At 43.1% G+C, this 17,813-nt stretch carries 11 protein-coding genes and 4 pseudogenes; 11 read left to right on the top strand and 4 right to left on the bottom strand.

Annotation, left to right across the window (positions count from 1 at the left end; all coding sequences use genetic code 11):
* The first annotated feature begins 15 nt into the window (after positions 1–15).
* Together ahbB and GCU48_RS06985 are read left to right on the top strand one after the other, a co-directional pair.
* The gene (gene ahbB, locus GCU48_RS06990; protein ID WP_167518658.1) at positions 16–1,005 is read left to right on the top strand and encodes a siroheme decarboxylase subunit beta; all 990 of its coding nucleotides are present in this window, start codon (positions 16–18) and stop codon (positions 1,003–1,005) included.
* A gap of 641 nt (positions 1,006–1,646) precedes the next feature.
* Positions 1,647–2,489 (top strand): annotated as a pseudogene (locus tag GCU48_RS06985) (IS3 family transposase); the annotation flags it as partial.
* Between the two features lie 449 nt (positions 2,490–2,938).
* Here GCU48_RS06985 and GCU48_RS06975 read toward each other — a convergent pair.
* Positions 2,939–3,250, bottom strand: a pseudogene (locus tag GCU48_RS06975) (IS110 family transposase); the annotation flags it as partial.
* 112 nt (positions 3,251–3,362) lie between these two features.
* Positions 3,363–4,583 (bottom strand): IS110 family RNA-guided transposase, encoded by a 1,221-nt coding sequence (locus GCU48_RS06970; protein WP_152379494.1) that lies wholly within the window; start codon positions 4,581–4,583, stop codon positions 3,363–3,365.
* Between the two features lie 467 nt (positions 4,584–5,050).
* Here GCU48_RS06970 and GCU48_RS06965 point away from each other — a divergent pair, with 467 nt between their 5' ends.
* The 8 genes and pseudogenes from GCU48_RS06965 (at position 5,051) to GCU48_RS06925 (ending at position 13,131) form a co-directional block, all read left to right on the top strand.
* Positions 5,051–6,340 (top strand): arsenic transporter, encoded by a 1,290-nt coding sequence (locus tag GCU48_RS06965; protein WP_152379522.1) that lies wholly within the window; start codon positions 5,051–5,053, stop codon positions 6,338–6,340.
* Between the two features lie 25 nt (positions 6,341–6,365).
* A pseudogene (arsC, locus tag GCU48_RS06960) lies at positions 6,366–6,785 on the top strand (arsenate reductase (thioredoxin)).
* Between the two features lie 31 nt (positions 6,786–6,816).
* Positions 6,817–7,254 (top strand): annotated as a pseudogene (locus GCU48_RS06955) (protein-tyrosine phosphatase family protein).
* A 1,118-nt stretch (positions 7,255–8,372) separates the two neighbouring features.
* Positions 8,373–8,540: a hypothetical protein gene (locus GCU48_RS29085; RefSeq protein ID WP_425280860.1), complete on the top strand. Its 168-nt coding sequence runs from the start codon at positions 8,373–8,375 to the stop codon at positions 8,538–8,540.
* A gap of 27 nt (positions 8,541–8,567) precedes the next feature.
* Positions 8,568–8,855: a hypothetical protein gene (locus GCU48_RS06940; RefSeq protein WP_152379520.1), complete on the top strand. Its 288-nt coding sequence runs from the start codon at positions 8,568–8,570 to the stop codon at positions 8,853–8,855.
* Positions 8,856–9,216: 361 nt separating this feature from the next.
* Positions 9,217–10,200 carry a LacI family DNA-binding transcriptional regulator gene (locus GCU48_RS06935; protein ID WP_167518657.1) on the top strand — a complete coding sequence of 328 codons (984 nt, stop codon included), beginning with the start codon at positions 9,217–9,219 and terminating at the stop codon, positions 10,198–10,200.
* Between the two features lie 202 nt (positions 10,201–10,402).
* Complete coding sequence (locus GCU48_RS06930) at positions 10,403–11,638, top strand: MFS transporter (RefSeq protein ID WP_152379518.1); 1,236 nt, start codon at positions 10,403–10,405, stop codon at positions 11,636–11,638.
* A gap of 11 nt (positions 11,639–11,649) precedes the next feature.
* A complete protein-coding gene (locus tag GCU48_RS06925; protein WP_152379517.1) occupies positions 11,650–13,131 on the top strand; it encodes a glycoside hydrolase family 32 protein in 1,482 nt (493 codons plus the stop codon).
* Between the two features lie 271 nt (positions 13,132–13,402).
* Here the strand turns inward: GCU48_RS06925 and GCU48_RS06920 are convergent, their stop codons facing one another.
* Positions 13,403–14,833: an IS4 family transposase gene (locus GCU48_RS06920; protein ID WP_152382122.1), complete on the bottom strand. Its 1,431-nt coding sequence runs from the start codon at positions 14,831–14,833 to the stop codon at positions 13,403–13,405.
* A gap of 390 nt (positions 14,834–15,223) precedes the next feature.
* The gene (locus GCU48_RS06915; RefSeq protein WP_152379516.1) at positions 15,224–16,105 is read right to left on the bottom strand and encodes a CPBP family glutamic-type intramembrane protease; all 882 of its coding nucleotides are present in this window, start codon (positions 16,103–16,105) and stop codon (positions 15,224–15,226) included.
* A gap of 261 nt (positions 16,106–16,366) precedes the next feature.
* On the opposite strand from GCU48_RS06915, the gene GCU48_RS06910 reads away from it, so the two are divergent.
* The gene (locus tag GCU48_RS06910; RefSeq protein WP_152379515.1) at positions 16,367–17,716 is read left to right on the top strand and encodes an erythromycin esterase family protein; all 1,350 of its coding nucleotides are present in this window, start codon (positions 16,367–16,369) and stop codon (positions 17,714–17,716) included.
* Positions 17,717–17,813: the final 97 nt, after the last annotated feature.

Genomic DNA, 17,813 nt, shown 5'->3' with positions numbered 1-17,813 from the left:
GGGGAGGTGGGAACAGTGAACCTGGATTCGAACGACCGGAAGCTGCTGAATCGGCTGCAAATCGGGCTTCCTCTGGTCAGACGCCCTTGGAATGCCATTGCGGAGGAACTGGAATTACGCCAGGAAGATGTGCTTCAAAGGCTTGAAAGGCTGAAGAAAGAGGGATTCATCCGGCGGATCGGCGGGGTGTTTAATCCGGCGGGACTGGGATTTAGAGGCTGTCTGTATGCGATGGCAGTCAGGGAGGAGCTTTTTTACCAGACCGCTGCTGTCGTCAACAGGTATAGAGGCGTAACCCATAACTACCGCCGGCGCAGCAGGCTCAATATGTGGTTCACGCTGACTTCCCGGACCGAGGAAGAACGGGGGGCTATTCTTGAAACGATCCGTGAAGCGGCGGGCGGGCCGCTGCTATATGAGTTCCCCTCCGAGCAATTATTCAAACTAAAGGTATTCCTGAATATGGAAGTAATGGATGATGCATCAGCCATTACACCCAGCCCGAACTTGAATGGAGGCACAACTTCCAAACAGGAACCATGCAAAATAGAAATAACGGATTTGCAGCTGATCCGCGAACTGCAGGGAGATCTTCCGTTGTCACCCGAACCGTATACCGAGATTGCCAATAAGACAGGTTGCAGCTTGGAAGAGGTGTTTCTGCGCTTGCAGGCGCTGCAGGCAGGAGGAGCACTCAAACGAATCGGAGCCGTTCTAAAGCATAGGGAAGCGGGATTTTCAGCAAATGGCCTGTTCATCTGCGTACTTCCTGAGGAGCATATACCTGAGGCAGGAAAAAGGCTGGCCGGTTATTCGGAAGTCAGCCACTGCTACAAGCGGCGGGCGCATCCCGATTGGCCGTATAATTTATACGCCATGATTCATGGACCCGATGAAGCGTTTGTTCGGAAAGTTGCGGAGCAATTTGTTCGGCGGGAAGGCATCAAGGATTACGATATTCTGTTCAGCACGGAAGAACTGAAGAAAACGAGCTTTTCGATCTAAAGCGCTTCTTATATTCACACGAATGCCGTCTCTTCAAGGACAGCGTCCGTTTTTTGTGTTGGCAGGTTAACGCTCTTTGACTATATTGAGTTTATTCGTAATGCTTACAATTTTACACAGATCGGAAGTACCGAGCGTGTAGTCTGAAAGCATTGGCAAAGGCCCCGCTAACCTTAAAACTGAACCGCACCCCAAATCTTAGACACATGATATAATCCTCTAAGAAGAAAGGGTGCGGATTTTACTTTATGGTCAAATACAGCGAAGAAATACGAATAAAAGTTGCTATAGATGTACTTGAAGGAGGGCTGTCTGAGAACGAAGCAGCATGTAAGTATGGAATGAACCATGTAACGGTTAATGAATGGGTAGCTGCATACTCCAAGCATGGAGCTGCGGGATTGATCAATAAGGGAACACACAGGACTTTTACTGGAGAACAAAAGCAGTACATATTAGAAGATATGCATGAGAACCATTTGAGTTATAAAGCTGCTGCGAAGAAGCATGATGTACAAGATAGATTCATTCGGAATGGGGAGCGCATTTATCGAAATGAAGGACCTGAAGGACTCTATATGGAGCGTCGAGGACGTACAGCTAATAAAGAGCCACAGAAAGAACTGGAGGCAAATGAAAGTGTTATAGACGAGCTAAGGCATGATTTTAACGTCAAAGAGCTTGTCAACATTGCAGGCATTCCTCGAAGCACTTACTATGATCACGTGAAAAAGTGGAACAAGCCTGATAAGTACGCCGATGTGAAAACAGAAATGTGGCGAGTATTTAATGATGAATTGAAATGTCGAGCAGGATACCGAACTATGACCAGGGAGATTCGCAAAACGACTCCAATCAATCATAAGACAGTTCGACGTTTAATGAAGGAGTTAGGGCTTTATTGTATGGTTCGTAGGAAGAAATATCGTTCATACAAAGGAGCCGAAGGGAAAATAGCTCCAAATGTCTTGAAGAGAGATTTTAATGCGACAGCACCCAATAAGAAATGGGTTACTGATGTGACGGAGTTCCACTTGTTTGGACAAAAGATATATCTGTCTCCGATAATGGATCTGTATAACCGAGAAATCATCAGTTACACCGTATTTAGAAGGCCTACCCTCTCCATGGTCACGTAGATGCTCGAAAAAGCCTTAGAAAATCTACCAGAGCAACATAATCTCATTCTGCACTCTGATCAGGGGTGGCAATATCAACAAAAACGCTATCAGTATATGCTCTCTGAGAGAGGAGTCACACAAAGTATGTCATGTCGAGGGAACTGCCTGGACAACTCCGTGGTAGAGAATTTCTTTGGGATCTTAAAGACGGAACTTCTGTATATTCAAGAATTTGAATCCATTGAACATTTCATTCAAGAACTACATCAATATATACACTATTACAACCATCGAAGAACCAAACAAAAGCTCAGAGGACTGTCGCCGGTAGAATACCGCATCCAGTCCTCTGTAGCAGCCTAAGCCTGTCTGTGTCTAACTTTTTGGGGTCAGTTCATTTTGGTCGGCGGGGCCTTTTTTGTTTTATAAATGTATGAAGAAAATATAGTTCTAGACTGGAATTGTTGATTCTACAAGGTTTTGGAGCTGAGGAATCGTCAGCCTTTGAGAAATAAGTTTTAGACTGAATATCCAGGAGAAGGGGTCCGTACCGCAAACCGACACTGTTCGGAGAAAATAAAGTAGTAGACTGAGTATTGACTGGTGATCGCCCTGCAGTTGATGGCCGCCGGGCCTACGGATCACTGGGCCAATCCGCATCCGGAAAGGCATTCGTCAGTCTACAACTTTATTTCCCGAGTCTATCCTGAAAATATCGCTCCGTAGAACACCTAAAAAAGGCAACAAGAAAGCGACCCTCCGGCAAACAAAAAATAGCCAGGGGCATTAGTAATGTATGGTTTGCATAACGATCAGGAAGCTGCCGTATTCACAGTAATTGATACACCTAATGACTCCAGTTCCTTAATGGAATGCTTGATGATCACATCCCGTTTTCGTTCCTCGTAGTAGGTTGGACCTAGCTCGATGTAGGGTTGTTTCCGCTTAAGGATATAGTAAACCATAGACAATATACTGTGTGCTACTGCAACCGTCGCTCGGTTAGCTCCCCGACGCGCGGAAATCCGATGATACTGGCTGGATAAATACGTTTCTTTTGTTCTAGCCGCAGCCTTCGCAGCTTCTACAAGCGTACTTCGGAGTTTCTTATTTCCTTTTCGCGTCTATCCTGAAAATATCGCTCCGTAGAACACCTAAAAAAGGCAACAAGAAAGCGACCCTCCGGCAAACAAAAAAATAGCCAGGGGCATTAGTAATGTATGGTTTGCATAACGATCAGGAAGCTGCCGTATTCACAGTAATTGATACACCTAATGACTCCAGTTTCTTAATGGAATGCTTGATGATCACGTCCCGTTTTCGTTCCTCGTAGTAGGTTGGACCTAGCTCGATGTAGGGTTGTTTCCGCTTAAGGATATAGTAAACCATAGACAATATACTGTGTGCTACTGCAACCGTCGCTCGGTTAGCTCCCCGACGCGCGGAAATCCGATGATACTGGCTGGATAAATACGTTTCTTTTGTTCTAGCCGCAGCCTTCGCAGCTTCTACAAGCGTACTTCGGAGTTTCTTATTTCCTTTTCGCGTCTTGCCGGACAATCGTTTTCCGGCGCTTTCATTCTGACCCGGACACAGCCCTGCCCAAGAACATAAATGGGCGGCGGAAGGATACTGATTCATATTAGAGCCAATTTCGGCTAGAATAGTCTCTGCTGTTCTTCGTGCCACACCTGGGATGGTGTCAAGCAGTTCCAAGTCTTCATCAAAAGGGAGCATGCGCTTTTTAATTTCCTCATCCAACCTGCCAATCTCTTCGTCCAAATAATCGACGTGACGGAGCTGAGCTCCCAGCATCAGTTTCTGATGAGGGCCCATTAAGCCGTTCAATGCTCGCTTCAAATCCGCTTTTTTGCTTTTCAACTTTCGTTTTGCCAGATCAGATAAAGCTTCAGGATCGGTTTCGCCAGCAATCATCGCCTCAATCATTGCACGTCCTGATTTCCCAAGCACATTGCTGGCAACCGAGGAAAGCTTGATGTTTGCTCCTTCCAGCACCTTTTGAATGCGGCTGACTTCCCGAGCTCGCTCTTCGATGAGACTACGGCGGTAGCGAATCAATTCCCTCAGCTCTCTTTGCTCGCGATTTGGGATAAAGCTACCCTTCAATAGACCATGCCGGAGCAATCCAGCAATCCATTCCGCGTCTTTGACGTCAGTCTTGCGTCCCGGAACATTCTTAATGTGCTGGGCATTCACAACAAGAGTCTCAATCTCCTCAAGCTCCAACAGGTTGTAGATTGGTTTCCAATATGCTCCAGTGCTTTCCATCGCTACATGAGTGCATTCCTTGACTTTGAGCCAATCTACAAGCAAAATTAAATCGTCGGTCATCGTGCCAAACGTACGGATTTCTTTACCTTCAGGCGTGATGGTGCAGGCAACGATGTTCTTTTTATGAACGTCAAGTCCGCACACATGACTGTAAACAACGTCCATTCGTAGCCTTCTCCTTACGGCAGCAAGATTGAAGGGGCTGGTGCAACAACCACATATGGTTATTCTATCCTGCGTGCTTCCAAATTCGGAGCAACAATCTGTGGTGCACCTGGTCGTTAGGGTCAGTCTAATACTCGGGCTCGAAGCACCATTGACTGCCGACCTGCCTTCGCCAGCCGTAAGTAAATTATATCGCATGCCTACCATTTTCATCATCTGATGGTGCTGCGTTAGCGGCATGGGCGTCTAATACTTTATTTTCTTTTGACAGAGGGACCCATAGCAACTTGTGGACCGGATTCCTCAGGCTGCTCTTCCTAAAGGCTGTTCAGTTTATCTCCTTGTGGGGATAAATGTTGTCTTCAATATAAGTATATGATTATAAGATTAAGGATTACAAAGAGGAGGAATCAGCAAAACGAGAAGATGAGGACTATGGATATCACGGGTAATGGAGGTTTTGAACATTGGTTTGGTTGGCATGCATTATATTTCTAGCCACTTTAGTGTTGGTGATCTGGCAGCCTAAAAATTTGTCTATTGGCTGGTCCGCCTGCGGAGGAGCTGTACTTGCTCTACTGGTAGGTGTCGTCGATTTGCATGATGTTTGGGAAGTGACTCAGATTGTCTGGGATGCAACCCTAGCTTTTGTGGCCATCATCCTGATTTCGTTGGTGCTTGATAAAATCGGATTTTTCGAATGGGCGGCGCTTCACATGGCACGAGCTGCACAGGGAAGCGGAACTCGGATGTTCGTGTATGTGATCATTCTTGGAGCTGTTGTCGCTGCTTTTTTTGCGAATGACGGTGCGGCCTTAATTCTGACACCCATTGTTCTAGCGATGGTTCGAGCACTTAAATTGGATGAGAAAATGGTTTTTCCGTTCATCATAGCGAGTGGTTTTATTGCGGATACGACGTCGCTTCCGCTTGTGGTCAGCAATCTGGTGAACATTGTATCAGCCGATTTTTTTGGCATCACGTTTATGGAATATGCGGGTCGTATGGTTGTACCTAATTTATTTTCCTTATTGGCTAGTATTGTAGTACTGTATCTCTTTTTCCGCAAAAGGATTCCAAAAACGTTTGATGACGCACAATTAATGGCACCTACAGAAGCGATTAAAGATCCAAAAATGTTCCGTATGTCCTGGATTGTTCTTGTGGTGCTGTTGGTTGGCTACTTTGCATGCGAATTTTTTAGTATTCCTGTCTCAGTCGTAGCCAGTACCATATCCATCATTTTCCTGCTGTTGGCGAGAAAAAGTCCTGCGATACCGTTAAAAGAAGTCATCAAGGGTGCTCCATGGGCTATCGTATTTTTCTCTATCGGCATGTATGTAGTGGTGTATGGTCTGCGTAATGCCGGTTTGACGGATCTGCTGGCTCATGTGATTCAAGCGGCTGCCGATCAAGGTATGTTTGTAGGCACCATGGGCATGGGTTTTATCGCGGCGACTATCTCATCGTTGATGAATAACCTGCCTACGGTCATGATTGATGCGCTTGCCATTAATGCCACCCATACGACTGGAATGGTCAAAGAAGCGCTGATTTACGCTAATGTAATTGGATCGGATTTGGGTCCGAAAATAACCCCGATTGGTTCATTGGCCACATTGCTATGGCTACATGTGCTTAGCTCTAAAGGTGTGAAAATATCTTGGGGAACTTATTTTAAAACAGGCATTATTTTAACGATTCCTACTCTTTTTATTACGCTATTAGGCTTGTATCTGTGGTTAGTCATTTCATAATTGAACATTAAAGGAGACGTTTCCCATGGAGAGAAAGACAATTTACTTTTTGTGTACTGGTAATTCTTGTCGGAGTCAAATGGCAGAAGGATGGGCTAAGAAATATCTAAGAGACAATTGGAACGTATATAGTGCAGGCATTGAGGCGCACGGCCTTAATCCTAAAGCGGTGTAAGCGATGAGTGAAGTAGGTATCGATATTTCTGGTCAAACTTCGGACATTATTTGATCCTGTCTTGCTGAACAGTGCCGATCTGGTTGTGACGTTGTGCGGGGACGCGGCTGATAAATGCCCTATCACTCCTCCGCAAGTTCGCCGTGAGCATTGGGGATTTGATGATCCGGCAAAGCTGAAGGATCGGAAGAAGAGAAATGGGGCGTCTTTCAGCGGGGTTGTGACCAGGTAGGAGAACGCATTAAACAATTTGCAGAAACCGGAAAATAGCAGCTCCTGCTATGAACTCGATAGAGGGAGAATGATTAAGGTGAATTATCACGCGCTTGTTGAGGACAAAGTATACATTGGCGGAGAGAGTGCATTGCTTCAAGTTCTTCGGGAGCAAGAGATCACAGATGTTTTTGATCTGCGTGATAACGGTACTGAGGCAGAAGGATTTCCGGCAAAGGTAACGCGTCATCATTATCCGATTGTGGAACATGAGACTGGGTAGGAGGACTCTGTGCAAGCCGCTATTCAGGCGGTTAAAGAAGCGGTGAACAGCGGGAAGACCGTGTATTTCCATTGCGCCGGCGGACGGAATCGTACAGGAACCGTAGCAACTGGAGTGTTACTTGAGTTGGGTTTAGCTACCACAGTGGAAGAGGCGGAAGCCTTGGCCAAAGGAAAACGTCCAGATATCAATATCAAGCAAGAAATGCGTGATGTGTTGAAAGGTTTTTATCCATCCAAGTAATTTAAATCTATATAACATGGGGCTACTTCCTTCGGAAGATAGTCCTTATTTTTTTCAAAAAGTGATAATGAGATTCATCCAAAGGAAGTCCTATTTAGTAGGCTTAGATCTTAATAAAAGAGAGGCGGGATTTGTTGTATGTTCACTATGTCTATTTTTTTTCTTTTGGTTACACTGATTCTTAAAAAACAGGAGGAGATTAAGATTAATTATAAAGAATTATACAATTTACATATTCAACTTCTTAATGTCTATGAAAAAAATAGAGAATTCCTTATCAAAGGATGCTCAGATGCTTATTTTGCCAATTCCTATAGGAATTCCATTTTTTCCATTTAATGTTGTAGAATAAAAACATACAATATTAGCGAAGATTCATAGAAATCGTTTTACAATGGTTATGGAGCCCCTAAGAGATTATTTCTAGACGGTCATCGGCCGTGTAAAGGTAAAAGCGTCTAGTTTGGTCCAACTTGCCTATGTGCTTGGATTTGGAAGAATCTATTACTCACGAGGTCATTAGCTCACACCTCATGGTCAGGCAAACTTGGCAATGAGTTTTTTTGTTTTAGACTCAGAACAAATAAAGTGAGGTACCCTATGATTCAATCATATGCTAAGCCATCACATATTGAAAATTGGATAAAGCAGGGTAAGGGACAAGGCATAGGAGAAAATTTTAAACCTTGGTTTACAGCAAGGCAGGTTTCCTCAATGGGGAGAACCCATAACGTAAGCGAAATAAAAACGGGAAGAGAGCATCTGCTTCTATCTGACCTAGAGTGGTATTATTTTTACTTACTTGAAAGTCTGATGTTATTCAAGGGTTTAGAGAACAATATCCCCTTTTACCTGTTGAAGAACGATCGATATTGCATATCAGTTAGGAATAGATCATCCAGTAGAACCTAGAAAAAAAGAACTGAAAGTAATGACAATACAGAAAAAGACATTCCGCTTACTTACGCAATGAACATACGGTACGTGCATAAGGCCCATCATTTAAATCTACACCATATCTCCAGTAAACAAGTAATGAAGGCAAAGTTACTAATGGAACTACTTTTTTAAAAAAAAGCGACAATTTAACGGATATTACTGACTTTGTTGATGGTACATTGGGATTTTCGCCGGGCAATAGTTTGGTGATCGTCAGGCATTTAATTATCACAAAAAAATGGGCTGTTGACATGAACGTGAAAATTGACCCGAATCGCCCCTTAGAACTGCTAAGCATAAATGAAAATTCCCTTGGCAATCAAGGAGGAATTCGACATGTCTACTGATATCTATGTAAACACGGTTTTAGCCCTATGGGATGGGGAATACCAAGAGAAAGATTTAGTCGAACCTATATAGAAGATGGTCAGATACAAGTTACATCACTAATCATACCTAAAGTCAATTTGGCAGATGCCCAAATTAGTGAGAAGGATTTAAAAATTCGAGATGAACGATGGGATTATATCCGTCGTTTAGTTCAAAAAGAGAACATCCCCCATATCTTCAATAAAAAAATGAGAGGCAAACTCATGACGGAACTCCATCAGCCAAATCCAGGCAGTTATGTCATTCGGATTTCAGTACAGATTTCATTCTAAAGAGGTATGCGATTTATTGTACAAGTTATATTGTAATGAACAACCGAGTCGAGTGGTGGGAGTTTTGGAATTAGATACTCAGCTTGGTTGTAGCTGGTTCCTTAATTTCTACATTGTCGCTCAATAACACCACCGCATGGGCGAGTCCTCCCTCGAAAAAATCAAGGCTTCAAGAAAGGGATGCTATCGATAATTCTAATGTATCATCCTATACGTTCTTCTGTTGCCAAGGAGATTCTTGAGGGAGACAAATCTGAAGAATTATCCATAAGAATGCTCAAGCATGTTTTTTCATATTTAACCATGTTAAAATGGAAAAAATAATTAGCGATATGGCATGGAGAGAAGGCAGGGAGAATCAATGAAACCAAAACTTAACGATGTTGCACAATTAGCTGGAGTTTCACCGACTACGGTTTCTCGCGTACTTAATAATCGTGGCTATATCAGTCAAGAAACGAAGGATCAAGTTCATAAAGCGATGCAGGAGCTGAATTATTTTCCAAATGATGTGGCTCGGTCATTATTTAGTAAACGAACAAATCTGATTGGATTAATCATTCCAACTACAAGCAACCCATTTTTCGGAGAGCTGACTTTTCATATAGAGAATATTTGTGCGTCATTAGGCTATAAGCTGTTGCTTTGTAACAGTTTGAATCAGCTGGATAAAGAAGAATCTTATGTAGATATGCTTATGCGAAATCAAGTTGACGGTATTATCGTTGGTACACACAACCGAGGTATCGTAAATTATGAACAGAAGAACATTGCCGTCATTGCGATCGATCGTTTCCTATCCGATTCAATCCCAGTTGTAGGATCGGATAATTATTTGGGTGGAAAACTGGCGTCAGAACTGCTTATTGAAAAGGGATGCAAGCATATCTTACACATAAATGGCCCTGTTGAATTGGAAACACCGGCAAGCTTAAGAAGAAAAGCATATGAAGATGTGATGGAGCAGTATGGTCGAAAGGCAATTACTTATGAAGTACATGATCCCTTCCACCAACAGAATCACGATGAACCGATTAAACGCTTGCTCAATGAACATCCTGAAGTAGATGGACTGTTTGCGAGTAATGACTTGGTGGCTGCGTCTTTTATTGCTAAAGCAAGAAGAAGAGGAAAACGTGTTCCTGAAGATATTCGCGTAATTGGATATGACGGAACAGAAACAACCCGCAATCTTCTCCCTGAATTAACGACAATTCAGCAACCAATACAGGAGATTGCGAGATATTCCATAGAGTTACTTATTAAAGAAATTGAAGGTGGATTCAGTGATGTCCCGCGAGAAACCTATCTACCAGTGAAACTGATTGAAGCTACTACAGCTTAATACAATTTCCATAGTTTTCAGCATTGTGATATAAGGTGGAGTTATCTCCTTATTAGAGTCATTGAAACCAAAGAGGAGAGCTCTTTTTCTTTCGAAAATATGTCAAGCGGTTGATATATGAAAGCGGTTGACATATAATCAATCTGTAAATACGGAAGTGCTTTCATTTACATTAAATGTTAAACTTAGAGGAGCGTTCGATATGAGAAAGTCAAAGAGCATGTACTGGAAACTAAGTGCCTATTTCTTCTTTTTCTTCTTTACTTGGTCAGCAAGTTATTCATTGTTCTCCATCTGGCTAGGGCAAGAAATCAGTCTGAATGGTGCTGAAACAGGTGTTATCTTTACTGTAAACGCTATCTTTGCGCTATGTATGCAACCGCTTTATGGCTATATATCTGATAAAATCGGATTAAAGAAGCATATTTTATTTTTAATCAGTTCTTTACTCTTATTTGTTGGTCCTTTCTATATCTTTATCTATGGGCCGTTACTTCAATACAATGTATTTCTCGGCGCCATTACAGGTGGATTATACTTGGGTATTGCTTTTTTGGCAGGGATCGGAGCCATCGAATCTTATGTCGAGAAAGTCAGCCGAAAATATGACTTTGAATACGGAAAATCTCGTATGTGGGGCTCGCTAGGTTGGGCAGCAGCAACATTCTTCGCTGGTCAGCTCTTCAATATCAACCCTAACATTAACTTCTGGATTGCATCAGTATCTGCTGTCATTCTGTTTATCATTATGATGACAATTAAAGTTGAAATGACAGATTCCGAGATGGAGCGAGCAGAATCTGTTAACTTTAAGCAAATCGGATATTTGTTTGCAAATAAGCATTTGTGGTTCTTCATTTTATATGTTCTTGGTGTTACCTGTATTTACAATGTGTATGACCAGCAGTTCCCGAATTACTTTTCATCGACGTTCTCAACAGTTGCTTTAGGCAATCAAATTTACGGTTACTTAAATTCCCTACAAGTATTCTTGGAAGCAGGCATGATGTTCTTAGCGCCTTTCATTGTCAACAAAATTGGAGCAAAAAAGGGTTTGATATTGGCAGGATTCTTGATGGCGTTCCGGATCATGGGTTCAGGCTTAGTTATTGGACCTTATGGAATCTCAGCTATGAAATTGATTCACGCATTGGAACTGCCAATCATGCTGATCTCCGTATTTAAGTACTTGGCTGCTAATTTCGATACACGTCTGTCTTCGATCTTGTATCTGGTGGGATACCAGTTTACGAGTCAGGTAGGAGCTTCGATCTTCTCGCCAATCGCCGGTATGTCTTATGACATTAGAGGCTTTGCAAATACGTACGTGATTATGGGTGTTTTCGTATTTGTCTTTACAACAATATCAATCTTTACCTTAAAGAAAGAACCGAAAAAGCTGGGTCCCAAGCCTAACAAGCATATTGAAACAGCATAGGAGGAAGACAGATGAACACATATAACAACAACACGAAGCAAGCTGAGGAAGCATTGAAACAGGCAGAAGCGAAAATGAACAAGCGGTACCGATTAGGTTATCATATTATGGCACCAGCAAACTGGATTAACGACCCAAATGGATTAATTCAATTTAAAGGTGAATATCACGCCTTCTATCAGCATCATCCTTATGATGAGAACTGGGGTCCAATGCATTGGGGTCACGTGAAGAGTAAAGACCTTGTACATTGGGAGCATTGTCCGATTGCATTAGCGCCTGGAGATGCGTGTGACCTTGATGGATGCTTCTCAGGAAGCGCAGTAGATAATAACGGCGAACTGACATTGATCTATACTGGCCATCACTATATTGATCAACCAAACAATATCTTTTTCCAAAATCAAAATGTGGCAGTAAGCACAGATGGCATTCATTTTACAAAACTAAGGCAGAATCCCGTAATCGCTGAACCTCCGACAGATAGCTCCCAGCATTTCCGAGATCCGAAGGTATGGAAGCATGAGGATACATGGTACATGATCCTAGGTAACAGCACGAAAGAAGATCTGCCGCGCGTTATTCTATATACATCTCCTGATCTTAGAACTTGGACCTATCATGGTGTGCTTCTGCAGGGAGATAAGAATATGGGTTTCATGTGGGAGTGCCCTGATTTCTTTGAACTGAACGGTAAGCATATATTTATGTTCTCCCCGCAAGGTATTGATGCGCAAGGAGATAAGTACAATAACTTGTTCCAGACGGGATATTATGTTGGCGAATATAATTATAATAGTAATGAATATCAGCATGGAGAGTTCATTGAGTTGGATACTGGTCATGACTTCTATGCGGTTCAAACTTTTCTAGATGATCAAGGTCGCCGCATTGCGCTTGGTTGGATGGATATGTGGGAATCGGATATGCCGACGAAAGCAGACGGCTGGTGTGGAGCAATGACGATCCCACGTTTAATTACGTTGGGTGACAATAATAAAGTACTGATGACTCCAGTTGAAGAAATGAAGTTACTTCGTCAAAGTAAACATGTTTTGTATCAATATGGCGCTATTTCTGGAAGTTACTTCAAGGAAGTTGAAGCAGACCTGCTTGAAGTTAAGATAGTGTTCGACCTCACGAAGTCAAGTGCAGACCTGGTAGGCTTGAGGTTTCGTGGAACAGGTCGAGAAGAAACGGTTATCACATATTCTATTCCGGAACAGAAACTTATGCTTAATTGTTCTAAATCAGGCAAGAAGACAGATGGAGTACGTCAAACAGCCTTAAATGCTGAGGGGCGGCTGACATTGCATGTATATCTGGATCGCTCATCCATTGAAATGTTTGCGAATGAAGGGCAAGCTACGATGACAAGTCGCATCTATCCGAGTGAGAAATTGCTAGGCATAGAAATCATAACGGAGGGTGGAGAGGCACTAGTAAATGGGCTGACATATTGGAAATTGAAAGATATATGGCAAGCTGAATAACTCAATGAAAAGATTGCAGTTCATATTATGTATACAGTAAAAGGATATGGAATCTATCTAATTTTGTTATTATTCTACGGAGACTTAGCTGGATGTTAGCTTTCATTATTATTCTTGTTGTTGGTTAGCCCCCATGCCCATCAAGCTAAGAACAAAGAAAAAGGAACAGATGCTACTATTCGTCACTTGATCCAAGCAATTAGCTTAGAACTGGATTTCGTACAGACATAAATAAGCCTTAGTGGCTTAGTTTTTTAAAAATTTCATATTTCTAGGCAGCAGATCGATCTTTCTGTCTACACTCATAGACTACACCTAGAATGTCAAATACGGTTTTCTTCTCATACCGATGTGACTTACGTCCACTTTTTTCAATCATCCGAAAGAATTGGAGAAGCACTCGCTGAACATCATCCGCTTGTTTTTTCATGGCATCATGTAGAGAAAGAAAATATTCTTTTAAGATACAGATTATTTTGAATTCACTGGCTTCTTGCTTTTTCTTCATCAGCAAAAGCCTGCGCATCTGAAACATGAGAGAAGAACTAAGCAAAATGGCGATCAACTGCCCGTATACATGACATTCAAAGCGTTCAGTTTTGATCGGCTTGCACCGGTCGATATGGAAGATGGATTTCCACGTTTTAAATAAAATCTCGATTTGCCAGCGTAGAGAATACAGGTCATGGACATGCTCTTTTTTTAAGTAGATATCAGGGGCATTAGTCATGTAGATATTGATGGCACTTAAACGCTTTGTTCGTTCTTTATAGGTCATGTTTTTCTTTTTCTCCTGTTTAGCACGTATCAGGAGCCGCTTTTGAGTCTGTTCTTCCGTAAGTTTGCAGATGAGAAGCCGTGTGCGGAATTTTTTATAAAGTCCCAGATACACTTCGGGAAGTTCTACCATTTCTCCGGATTGAAGACGATTCATAATAGCTTCCAAATCGATTTCTTTGTACAACGATTGTTTTTTTACTTTGCCATCTTTGAATTGTTCAACTCCCTTATTTTGTTCATATACGCGGACATTCAATTTTAACCGCGAAACATAAAAAGCTCCACGCTGTTCCATTTCTTCGAAATCTTCTAAACAAAAGTAGCCCAAATCTCGAATACAAAGATCGTTCATTTCCACCGTTTTCGCTCGTTTTGATCCATATAAACCGTCGCTGTTTTTTCCGGGGCCAACATCCACTTGCAAGAATTCTCCGGTTTTCAGCTCGTATTCGAGTTGAATTTTCATACCAGCTGTATGAGAGCTTCCTCCGGAACCCTGGTAACGGTCGACATAGGGATCTGGAAGTTGAAAAACAGTCGAATCCAGGATACGGATTCGATGAAAATAGGAATTACATTCACAAGGCAGCGAGAAGGAAGTCGAGATTTTTTCTTGGAGAAGCATTGAAAATAGGGATTGAAGGAAGGCAACTGCAGAAGGATTGAACCGCTGGTTCAATCCTTCTGCGCTCATCGAAAGATGATTGGAAGCATCAAGTTGACTACATAATCGTACGAGGGGAGTCATCGATACATGATCATTTAAAAAGACACATAAGGAAACCAAATCCTGCCCGGTATATTTACTTTTTCGTTGGACGAATCCTGCTTTTCTTGCGAGCTCTTCAAGTTGGGTAGAAGAAAAATGCTGTTGAAGCTGTTGAGCTAGTAATAGCATTTCTTCGCCGATAGAAAGTGGAATAGAATTCATGGAAAACCATCCTTTCTATGGAATTATGCTTGATATAGAAAGGATAGCTTATTTTCCTATTTTGGGGTATAGATTCTTCTTAGCTTGATGGGCATGGGGCACTACCCCAAAACGCGATGCGAAATAAAATAGGGCATTAAACCGCAAGGCGCAGCACGAGGTGTAAGTAACGCGGTGAATGGATGAAGGAAAGCGACGAAAAAGAGGAACTGCTTAGTTTCTTTGTTGCAGCCCCTTTTTAGCTTCTTCGCTGTGAGCGACCCTTCGTTGAAATTGTCCCGGTTATGTTTTCCAGCAAGGCTTAACTAAAAACGACCGCGCACACCGGTTACAGCGTGTGTTTCTGCCATAATGTGAAGCAATATGTGGGTTCCAGCCCACTCAATGCTTTGCGAACTTTGTTGTTCGGAACATAATGACTGCAACAATAGAGATAATAAGAGCGGTAATCAGACCGGATTCCCCGATCCAAATCTCGGCGTGATTTCCGGTAGTCGCACGCGTGAACGGTCCTTGAATAACGGAATTCCACGCGGCATGGATGATAACCGCAGGCCAGACGCTTCCTGTCGTTAATCGCAAATGGGCAATAATATAGCTAAACGGAACGATACACAGGTAGATGCCAAGCACAGAGAGAAGGACAGACGATCCTCCCACGTATAAACCGGAAACCACGATGGGAACATGCCAGGTTGCCCAGATCAATCCACTAACTAGGATCGGACGCTTAACTTTAGCATGAACCAATCGAGTAAGCATATAACCCCGCCAACCTACTTCTTCCCCCATAACCGGAATCAAGTTGAGCAAGCTTCCAGCAATTCCGGCCACAACGACCATAAGAACGAAATTTAGCGGTGTCGGCAGATACTGCAAACCGAGTGCATGATAGAACTTCTCGAAGGTACCGCCTACAGGAAGGTGGAACGATGCCAGCCCGCTAAACCAGGCGATGGAGTAGGTGATCGCACAAATGATCATAGGTATCAGCAGAGCTAATCCGATGCCTTTCCATATTTTCATACTGCCAATACGGAAGGATACGTCTTTAAACCCTTCCCGTAACAGGATACGGGCCAGAATGGAAGACAGCGTGGGTGTAAACATATACACCACGATAAGCGGGATGCTTTGAGTGAGGATGACTGCGGTATTCATGATAATCGAAAGAACGAGCAAGATGCCCAGGAAGAGTCGAAGTCCTGTTCGAGCACGTTGGACTTGATCCTCAGTACGGGATGTTTCTGCATGCGATGACATTGTAATCCTTCCTCTCTATATTCATGTCGTTTGCTTCTCGAATCGAATACGATCCGATGGGCTCATTATCATCCATGGGCTGTCATCTTCGACAGTGAGAAAAAGTAATCTCCTCGTGATCCGTGTCAAATCATCTCATGACAAAGCGTAACTAGGAAATTTGATAATGCATGAGTCACAATCGGATTAAAGCGCGATTGACGCACGGCTGATTGCGGATCAATCTTGCTTTCCAAAAATAACTCGATTGGAGTGGGAACGATGAATAAGAAGAAGATGTACGGTGGAATGGCTGTCTTGGTTAGTGCAGCCTTACTGGCTGCAGGATGCGCAGGGGGAGAGGGAAAGCGACCGACAGAAGCCGTTCAGTCCGCTCAACCGGTCCAGAATAATATCGTCAAATCCATTGAATCGCAGGTGAAGCCGCTCAAGACGATCGATCCAACACAACCATTCGATGATCTGAAGCCGTTTGAGAACATGATCGGGGATGCCCGTTACGTGGGATTAGGGGAGAATACGCACGGAAGTTCCGAAATTTTTACGATGAAGTTCCGCCTTGTGAAGTATTTGGTCACCCAGATGGGCTTTACGAATTTCGCAATGGAAGAGGATTGGGGGAATGGCTTAAAGCTGAACGAATACATCCAAACGGGAAAAGGTAATCCCCGAGAACTGTTGAAGATGTTGTATCCGACTGATGAAATTATAGCAATGATCGATTGGATGAAAGATTATAATGCTGATCCCTCGAACAAGCAGAAAATCCAGTTCATCGGACTTGACCTGAAGGCGCTGGATCAAAGTGTCTACAATAAAGTGATTGACTATGTGAAGGAGCATCATCCTGATGCGCTGGCAGAAGTGAAAGCAAGTTATAAAGAGCTGCCGGCTGTGACGGGGAATGTGCAGGAATATATGAAGTTGACTCCCGAGGTGAAAGAACGATTCAAGGTTAATGCCGGGAAAGTCGTCCGATTGCTCAATGACGAGACCAAACAGACCGGAACAAAGGCCGATTCTTCCGAGCTTGTCTGGGTGAAAGCAACGGCGAAGGCGATAGAGAACTTCACCGCCATGCTGATGCCCAGTGATTATCCAAGCATGTTGAAGTTGCATGAGCAATATCTGGCCGAACATGTCATCTGGGCCCAGGAAGCATTGGGTGGTAAAACGATAATGTGGGGTCATAATATCCATGTAGCTAAGGGTGTTATCGATAAGAACTTATATCCCTTTGGCGCTGGACAATTCTTGAAAGATCGTTTGGGCGATCAATATGTCGTCGTTGGCAGTACCACTGCAGAGGGCCAATATACCTTATACAGCCAATACAGTCCTTCTGGCGAAACCAAGCTTTCGACGGATACGATTCCACAGGATGCGAGCAGTTCCAATTATACGCTTGGCAAAGTCCCCTATGATCTGTTTTTGTTGGATAATCGCCATCTTGAGGGAGAAGCAAATCAATGGGTTAGAGAAAAACGACCGTTGCTGAGCCTTGGGGCTCAACTCATCCCCGGGCACCCCGTATACTTTGATACCTCCCTGCTGGAGCAGTTCGACATTATGTTCCACATTCGTAAAACAAGCCCGTCCCACATCAAGTAAAGGTAGGACGACAATCCCTTCCTGGGCAACCAGGAAGGGGGTTGTTCCAGGGTTGTTCAGCTTCAGTTTCGTTTCGGCATGCCCCGTGGACATGATC

The organism is Paenibacillus brasilensis (assembly GCF_009363115.1).
In the GTDB taxonomy this organism is placed as follows: domain Bacteria; phylum Bacillota; class Bacilli; order Paenibacillales; family Paenibacillaceae; genus Paenibacillus; species Paenibacillus brasilensis.
The sequence above is the reverse complement of the archived record's forward strand: the minus strand, read 5'-3'. Positions and strand labels throughout refer to the sequence as shown.